This window comes from Aeromonas sp. s5, from assembly GCF_040907865.1.
Lineage (GTDB): Bacteria > Pseudomonadota > Gammaproteobacteria > Enterobacterales > Aeromonadaceae > Aeromonas > Aeromonas dhakensis.
Genome location: NZ_JBFOCO010000007.1, coordinates 108,083 through 114,219, shown reverse-complemented (window position 1 = coordinate 114,219; position 6,137 = coordinate 108,083). Strand labels below are relative to the sequence as shown.

The following is a 6,137-nucleotide window of genomic DNA, read 5'->3' as shown; positions in this document are numbered from 1 at the left end:
TTGTTAAAGAGCGTGGCGCTTGTCGCGCTGAGGTGGCGTATAATACCTTCCTCACTTCGAAAGTCAAGCGCTTGTTTTCGCTTTTCTTTCGGCGCAGGCTTCACGAGGAAGCGAGCTCATCAGGTTGGCGTGTTCTGCCGTGCTGGTGAGGGCGCATTATAGGGAGGCGCGCCGCGATGACAAGGGCTTTTTGCAAAAATGCGTTCGTTTGCTGAAAAAGCAGACTAAAGCCCTCTAATCACAGGTTTCCACCCGGTTTCACGCCGCTTTTTTGCTCAACTCTTCGCTTTGAGCCTGGATATAGTTGACCCAGCTGGTAGCCCGCTGCTGCCAGTTGCCCTGCTGCTGCAGTTCACGGGCCAGCACCAGCGCCTCGGCATACTGCTCCTTATTAAGGTGTGCTTGCACCAGCAGTGCCTTGGCCCTGTTGCCTTGCTCCCCTTTCACCGACTTGATGGCCGCGAGCTGGGTCATGGCGGCATCTGTTTTGCCTTGTTGCAACAGCAGCTCGGCGGCGCGCATGGCCGCCTTGGGATGAGCATGCTCACGGGCGAGCAGTTGCCAGCTGTCGACAGCCTTCGGCCACTCGCGCGCCCCTTCCCACAACTGGGCCAACAGCTGACGGTTCTCAGCGCTTTGCTTCATCTGTCCCTTCGCCATGGCAGCTTCCAGCAGGCGGGCGCCGCGATAGGGCAGCCCCTGCCAGGCGTACAGGCGGATCAGCTGGTTACGGGCGGCGGCATCATCCATCAGCTGACTGTCGATGGCGGTTTGCAGCAGAGCCAGCGCCTGATAGCCGCGCTTGGCGGAGAGGTTGAGCGACACCGCCTGTTGCCACCACTTGCTCTCTGTCGGCTCGTGACGGATCAGCTCTTCGGCCTGATCGGCGGCCACAGTGTAGCGCTGCAGCGCGGTGAGAGCGGAGAGGCGGATGATGGCTGCCTGCTTCTGCCAGCTCTTCTTCAACAGCTGTTCACTCTGGCTGGCCGCCTCACCATACTGCTTGTTGTGGTAATGGAGGCCGGCCAGACGCAGGCGCAAAGCATCATCAGCCTTGATGGCCAACGCGGCCTTGTAGCTGGCGATGGCGCCGGTCCAGTTGGATTGCTGGGCCTGGATGTCGCCGCGCAGCCGCAGCAGTTGCAGCTGTTGCTGCTCGGGCCACTCTTTATAGGCCAACGCCTGCTCCACGTAACGGCTCGCCTGCGCGGTCTGCTGCAGGTTGGCAGCCAGGGACGCCTGCAACTGGGCCAGCCAAGCGCGCTCAGCCTCGCTATTTGGTTTGAGGCCGGATGCCTTGCTCTGGGCCTGTTGCCACTGGCCGGACTGATAGAGCTTCATCACGGGCTCCAGCTGGCGGGAGAAAAGAGGGCTCACCTCCATCGCCAGACAGGCTTGGCTGACCAGGGCCAGCACACAGATCCAGATCCGCAACATAGTTATGACTCCAGTTTGAATTTGAGCGTGATGACTTGTACCAGCTTGTCGGTGGCACCCGGCCTAGGCTGATAGCGCCACTTGTTGATCGCCTGAATGGCCGCCCGCTCGAACTGACGCTTCGGCTTGGCCTCGACCACTTCCACATCCTGTACCCGACCGTCGGCATCGACGCTGAAACGCAGGGTCACCGACCCTTCGATGCCGGCCTGCTGGGCCCGATAGGGATAGACTGGCTCGATCCGCTGCAATGGCATCAGCATGTCGCCGGCGCCGATCCCGGCACCTTGCTGCTGGCCATGGAAGTTGCCGCTCGCGACCGGGTTGGGACTGGTCGCAACGCCAGGGGCATAGACCTGCACCGCGCTGAGGCTGGAGACCAGATCCAGGCTCGGCTGCACCGAGGGCAGCGGGGCCGCCGCCGGCATAGGCAGCGGCGTCGAGGCCAGCGCGGCAGGCGGCTCCGGCAGGGGTTCCGGCTCCTGGGGTACCGGGCGCTCGCGCACCTGCACCTCGGTCACCTCGTTCTGCATGTTGATGACGATGGACTTCTGCTCGGCGCTCGCCTTCTCCCCTCTGGGCGGCTCCACCAGAGTAGCCATGAACAACAGGATCCCCAGACTGAGGGCAATCCCCAGTCCCAGGCTCATCAGCTTGTATTTCATTTCGGTGCCACCGCCACGGCGATGTTGGCGATGCCCGCCGCCTTGGCCTCATCCATCACCCGCACCACCTTGCCGTGGGGAACCCGCTCGTCGGCCTGGATCACCAGGCTGGCATCGGGCTGTTCCGCCAGCAGGCGGGCGACGCTGGCCTGAACTCGCTCCACGTCGATCTGCTTGCGGTCGAGGAATATCTGCCCTTGGGGACCGATCGCCAGCATGATGCTGGAGGACTTCTGCGCCTTGGCCTGGCTGGCCTGGGGCCTGTGCACCTCGAGCCCGGCTTCGCGCACAAAGGAGGTGGTGACAATAAAGAAGATCAGCATGATGAACACGATATCCAGCATGGGGGTCATGTCGATCTGCACTTCGTCGCGCTGGCGTTTGGATTGCCGTCTCATTGCATTACCTTCTCTTCTCGCAGGCCGTCCCGGGTCTTGGCCAGCGCACGCTTGGCCTGGCTCTCGAGCCGGCTGAGTAACAACACGCCGGAGAGAGCGACCACCATGCCAGCCATGGTGGGGATGGTGGCACGGGAGATCCCGCCCGCCATACTCTCCGGGTTAAAGCGGTTGGCCGCGGCCAACGCATCGAATACGCCTATCATGCCGGTCACGGTACCCAGCAGCCCCAGCATGGGGCAGAGCACCACCAGGGTGCGGATGAAGATCAGATGACGGTTGAGCTCAAGCTCGGCCTCGGCCAGCCAGCGCCCGCGAATCGCCCGAGCGTGCCAGCTGTGACGCTCGCTGCGGGCCTGCCAGCGGCCGAGCAGCTGGCGCTGCAGCGGGGCAAACCCCAGATTGAGGTAGAGCAGCCGCTCGATCATCAGAATCCACATCAGCACCAGCAGGGCCAGAATGACCCAGAGCACCGGGCCGCCACGACCCATGAAGCTCTGCAGCTGTTGCCAGATGTCGAGCATCATGCCGCCCGCTCCATCCCGTCACGGTTGCTTTCGGCCCGCTCGGCCAGAATGCCGGCCACCTGCTGCTCCAGCACGTTGGAGAGCTCGGTGAAGCGGGATTGCAGCAGGCTGTGGGCCAGGATCAGCGGAATGGCCGCGACCAGACCCTGTACCGTGGTGACCAGTGCCATGGAGATGCCGCCCGCCATGATCTTGGGATCGCCGGTGCCGAACTGGGTGATGGCCTGGAAGGTGCCGATCATCCCGGTCACGGTACCGAGCAGCCCCAGCATGGGGGCAATGGCCGCGATCACCTTGACCATGCCGATGCCACGCTCCATACGAGGGGTCTCCTGCAGGATCGCCTCATCGAGACGCAGCTCGAGGGTCTCCATGCTCAGCTCTGGATGCGTGTCTGCCACCGTCAACACCCGACCGAGGGCGTTGTCGGCATGATATTCACCGCTCTTGAGCTGGCGACGAACCCGACCCAGTTCACGGGAGAGGCTCCACAGCCGCACCCCGGCGATCCCCAGGCCGATGGCGGCCAGCAGCACTATGATGGCGCCGACCTGGCCGCCCTGCTGGACTTGCTGCCAGAAGGTGGGCGCCTGCGCCAGCATCGCCAGCAAGGTGCCGTGGGAGGGATCCAGCGGCAGCGCTTCTCCTTCCTGGCCCTGATAGGCGGCCGCGGCGGAGAGCACGTTGCCGGGCAGGCCCAGCACCGGGCTCAGGCCTTCGGCTGTTGGCTGCAGGAACCCCTGCTCGCCAAACAGCGCGAAGCTGCCGACCCGGGTCAGTTGCTGCTCGCTGGCCGTCCCCTGGGCATCCAGCACCTTGCCGTTGAACTGGGCAACCCGGCCCGACTCGCGGATCTCCTGCTGCAGGGTGGCAGGCAGCAGGGCGAGGGCGGCGCGATCCGGTACCTGCTTCTCCTGTGCCATCGCCTTGAGCGGCGCGAGGCGCTCGGGGTACTGACCTTCGACCGCGGATTCACTCAGCAGCTTGACCGCATCGCTGGCCCCCTGACGGGTGACCGCAAAGATCTCGTTCATGTCGCCGGAGGCCTGCTCCCACTGGGCATTGAGCTCCACCAGCTGCTTCTCATTGGTGGCGAACTGGCTGGCCAGCTCCTTGCTCAGGCGCTGGGCCTCGGCCAGCTTGGCGCGGGCACTGTTCAGCTCCTTGGAGACGGACGCCAGATCCTGCTGTGCCTGCTGTTCACGGACCTGTTCCTGCTGCTGCCAGGCTTCGTCGGCCACGGCGGCAGTGGTGCCCAGAGAGAGGGCGAGGGCGAGGGGGAACCACTTCATGGTGACGCTCATGACTGGGCCTCCTGACCACGGCTGACGGAAAGGGGGACATTCAACAACTGGGGAACCTTCTTGTCGGCAGCCATCTCCAGCGCCTCAGCGATGGGAGAGAGCCACTGGCTGTCGAGGAGCTGCCACTGCTTGTTGTGCGCGGACCAGCGCCACGCCTGGGAACGATCGGCGGTCATCGCCAACAGGGAGACCCGGCCCACCGCCAGCACGTCGACCCGGCGCGGCGCGCCGTCCAGCACCAGTTCGGCGGCATAACTGTCGAGCCTGCTGCCATATTCCGCTTCGATCTGGTAGGCCTGCAGCAGCTGGCGGAACTTCTCCGCCTCGCTCACGTCAGCCCTGGCCAGAGTGGCTTTCAACTGTTCAACTCGCGCCAGGCGATCTTCCTTGCGCAGCGGAATGTCATTTTGTACCAGCTGCTCCAGATCGGCCTGCATCTGCAGCATCAGCGGGATCAGGCCCTGCCGGGTCTCCTGTACCGCCTCCAGCTGCTGACTCAGCTTGCCCAGCTCATTTTGCTGATCGGCCACCAGAGACTGCATGTAGCGGTTGTAGGCTTCCAGATCGCGCAGTTGCAGCTGCGCATTCTGCAGCTCCAGCCTGGCGGCAACGGCCGCATCGGCGGCTTTTTCCACGCGCTGCTGGGAGGCTTTCCCGGCAGCTATGCTGTTTTTCAGTGCCGGCGCGACCAGCTCGTCGGCGCCGGCAGCGAAGTGGACTGACAGTGGCAACAAGGCCAAACCCCAAAACTTGTTCATGATATAAATCTTAACAATGATAACTATTCTCATTGTCTCAGAGTGGAGGGTCAGTGGCAATCAGATGATTTTGTTGGCCTTCGGCTGAAAAAACAGGATAATTTTTAAGCAAGCACGGGAGTCACTGGCGTTGTTCGTCACAACACCAAATTAATAAATAAAAAATATCTTTTCGATCAATGTGATAGAGATCGAAAAAGGAGAAGTTCATGTTCAACGATGCGATCTGGGAACATATCGATCGGTTCACCAAGGCCAAGAAGACCAGCGACATCCAGCAGCAGCTGGAGCGCTTCAGTCACCAGATGGGCTTTGATTACTTTCGTTTGCTGATTATTTTCCCCATCAGCATGCAGAAATCCCATGTGGCGTTGTTCAACAACTGCCCCACCAGCTGGTTCGATGCCTATTCGGAGCGGCACTACCTGACCCAGGATCCGGTCGTCTTCCTGGGGCTGAAACAGACCCAGCCCATCTTCTGGAACAAGCTCGACTGCGACTCCCCCTGGCTGCCCAGCGCCAGCCGGGAGGTGATGAACCTGGCGGCCGACTTCGGGGTGAGAAACGGTGTCTCTTTCCCGCTGCACACGCCGCAGGGGGAACACGGCATCCTCTCCTTCATCAGCAAGGAGAAGTCCAATTCCGATCTGATGTTTGAAAACGTTCCCTTGCTGTCGTTCTGCGCCAGCTACATCTTCAACTCGGCGCTGCAGCTGATAAAGAGCAGGCCGGACCTGATGAAGTACCTGACCGAGCTGTCCGATCGGGAGAAGGAGTGCCTGTTCTGGGCCAGCGAGGGCAAGACCTCCTGGGAGATCGCCACCATCCTCGGCATCAGCGAGCGGACCGTGAACTTCCACCTCAATCAGGTTACCAACAAGACCGACTCGAAGAACCGCAACCAGGCGATCGCCAAGAGCATCTCCAGCGGCATCATAGTGCCCTCGCTGGACGACGTGACCATCACCAACCTGCGGTTGTCGTGACGCCAGCCCGGCAGCACAGCCAATAAAAAAGAGCCGCAATGCGGCTCTTTTTTCATTTCCGG

General features: G+C 62.1%; 7 protein-coding genes. 1 reads left to right on the top strand and 6 read right to left on the bottom strand.

The genetic code is table 11. The features are described 5' to 3' along the window. Positions 1–258: 258 nt before the first annotated feature. The 6 genes from AB5Y94_RS05925 to AB5Y94_RS05900 are packed head-to-tail and all read right to left on the bottom strand — an operon-like array spanning position 259 to position 5,089. Complete coding sequence (locus tag AB5Y94_RS05925) at positions 259–1,437, bottom strand: hypothetical protein (protein WP_368205171.1); 1,179 nt, start codon at positions 1,435–1,437, stop codon at positions 259–261. A gap of 2 nt (positions 1,438–1,439) precedes the next feature. Continuing rightward, a complete protein-coding gene (locus tag AB5Y94_RS05920; protein WP_017766612.1) occupies positions 1,440–2,102 on the bottom strand; it encodes an energy transducer TonB in 663 nt (220 codons plus the stop codon). Continuing rightward, positions 2,099–2,500, bottom strand: coding sequence for a biopolymer transporter ExbD (locus tag AB5Y94_RS05915; protein ID WP_010635580.1), 402 nt, complete (start codon positions 2,498–2,500; stop codon positions 2,099–2,101). The genes AB5Y94_RS05920 and AB5Y94_RS05915 overlap by 4 nt, the downstream gene beginning before the upstream one ends. Next, a complete protein-coding gene (locus tag AB5Y94_RS05910) occupies positions 2,497–3,027 on the bottom strand; it encodes a MotA/TolQ/ExbB proton channel family protein (protein ID WP_005307253.1) in 531 nt (176 codons plus the stop codon). Before AB5Y94_RS05910 ends, AB5Y94_RS05915 begins: the two co-directional genes overlap by 4 nt. Then, the gene (locus tag AB5Y94_RS05905; protein ID WP_368205170.1) at positions 3,024–4,331 is read right to left on the bottom strand and encodes a MotA/TolQ/ExbB proton channel family protein; all 1,308 of its coding nucleotides are present in this window, start codon (positions 4,329–4,331) and stop codon (positions 3,024–3,026) included. The genes AB5Y94_RS05910 and AB5Y94_RS05905 overlap by 4 nt, the downstream gene beginning before the upstream one ends. Further along, positions 4,328–5,089, bottom strand: coding sequence for a DUF3450 domain-containing protein (locus tag AB5Y94_RS05900; protein ID WP_368205169.1), 762 nt, complete (start codon positions 5,087–5,089; stop codon positions 4,328–4,330). Before AB5Y94_RS05900 ends, AB5Y94_RS05905 begins: the two co-directional genes overlap by 4 nt. Positions 5,090–5,298: 209 nt before the next feature. Between AB5Y94_RS05900 and AB5Y94_RS05895 the strand changes: the two genes are divergently transcribed. Then, on the top strand, positions 5,299–6,075 hold the full coding sequence (locus AB5Y94_RS05895; protein WP_016352388.1) for a LuxR family transcriptional regulator: 777 nt from the start codon (positions 5,299–5,301) through the stop codon (positions 6,073–6,075). Positions 6,076–6,137: the final 62 nt, after the last annotated feature.

What these genes read in the sequence shown, in the direction of transcription:
- AB5Y94_RS05925 (WP_368205171.1), bottom strand. Translation starts at nt 1,437, where the DNA reads ATGTTGCGGATCTGGATCTGTGTGCTGGCCCTGGTCAGCCAAGCCTGT.
- AB5Y94_RS05920 (WP_017766612.1), bottom strand. Translation starts at nt 2,102, where the DNA reads ATGAAATACAAGCTGATGAGCCTGGGACTGGGGATTGCCCTCAGTCTG.
- AB5Y94_RS05915 (WP_010635580.1), bottom strand. Translation starts at nt 2,500, where the DNA reads ATGAGACGGCAATCCAAACGCCAGCGCGACGAAGTGCAGATCGACATG.
- AB5Y94_RS05910 (WP_005307253.1), bottom strand. Translation starts at nt 3,027, where the DNA reads ATGATGCTCGACATCTGGCAACAGCTGCAGAGCTTCATGGGTCGTGGC.
- AB5Y94_RS05905 (WP_368205170.1), bottom strand. Translation starts at nt 4,331, where the DNA reads ATGAGCGTCACCATGAAGTGGTTCCCCCTCGCCCTCGCCCTCTCTCTG.
- AB5Y94_RS05900 (WP_368205169.1), bottom strand. Translation starts at nt 5,089, where the DNA reads ATGAACAAGTTTTGGGGTTTGGCCTTGTTGCCACTGTCAGTCCACTTC.
- AB5Y94_RS05895 (WP_016352388.1), top strand. Translation starts at nt 5,299, where the DNA reads ATGTTCAACGATGCGATCTGGGAACATATCGATCGGTTCACCAAGGCC.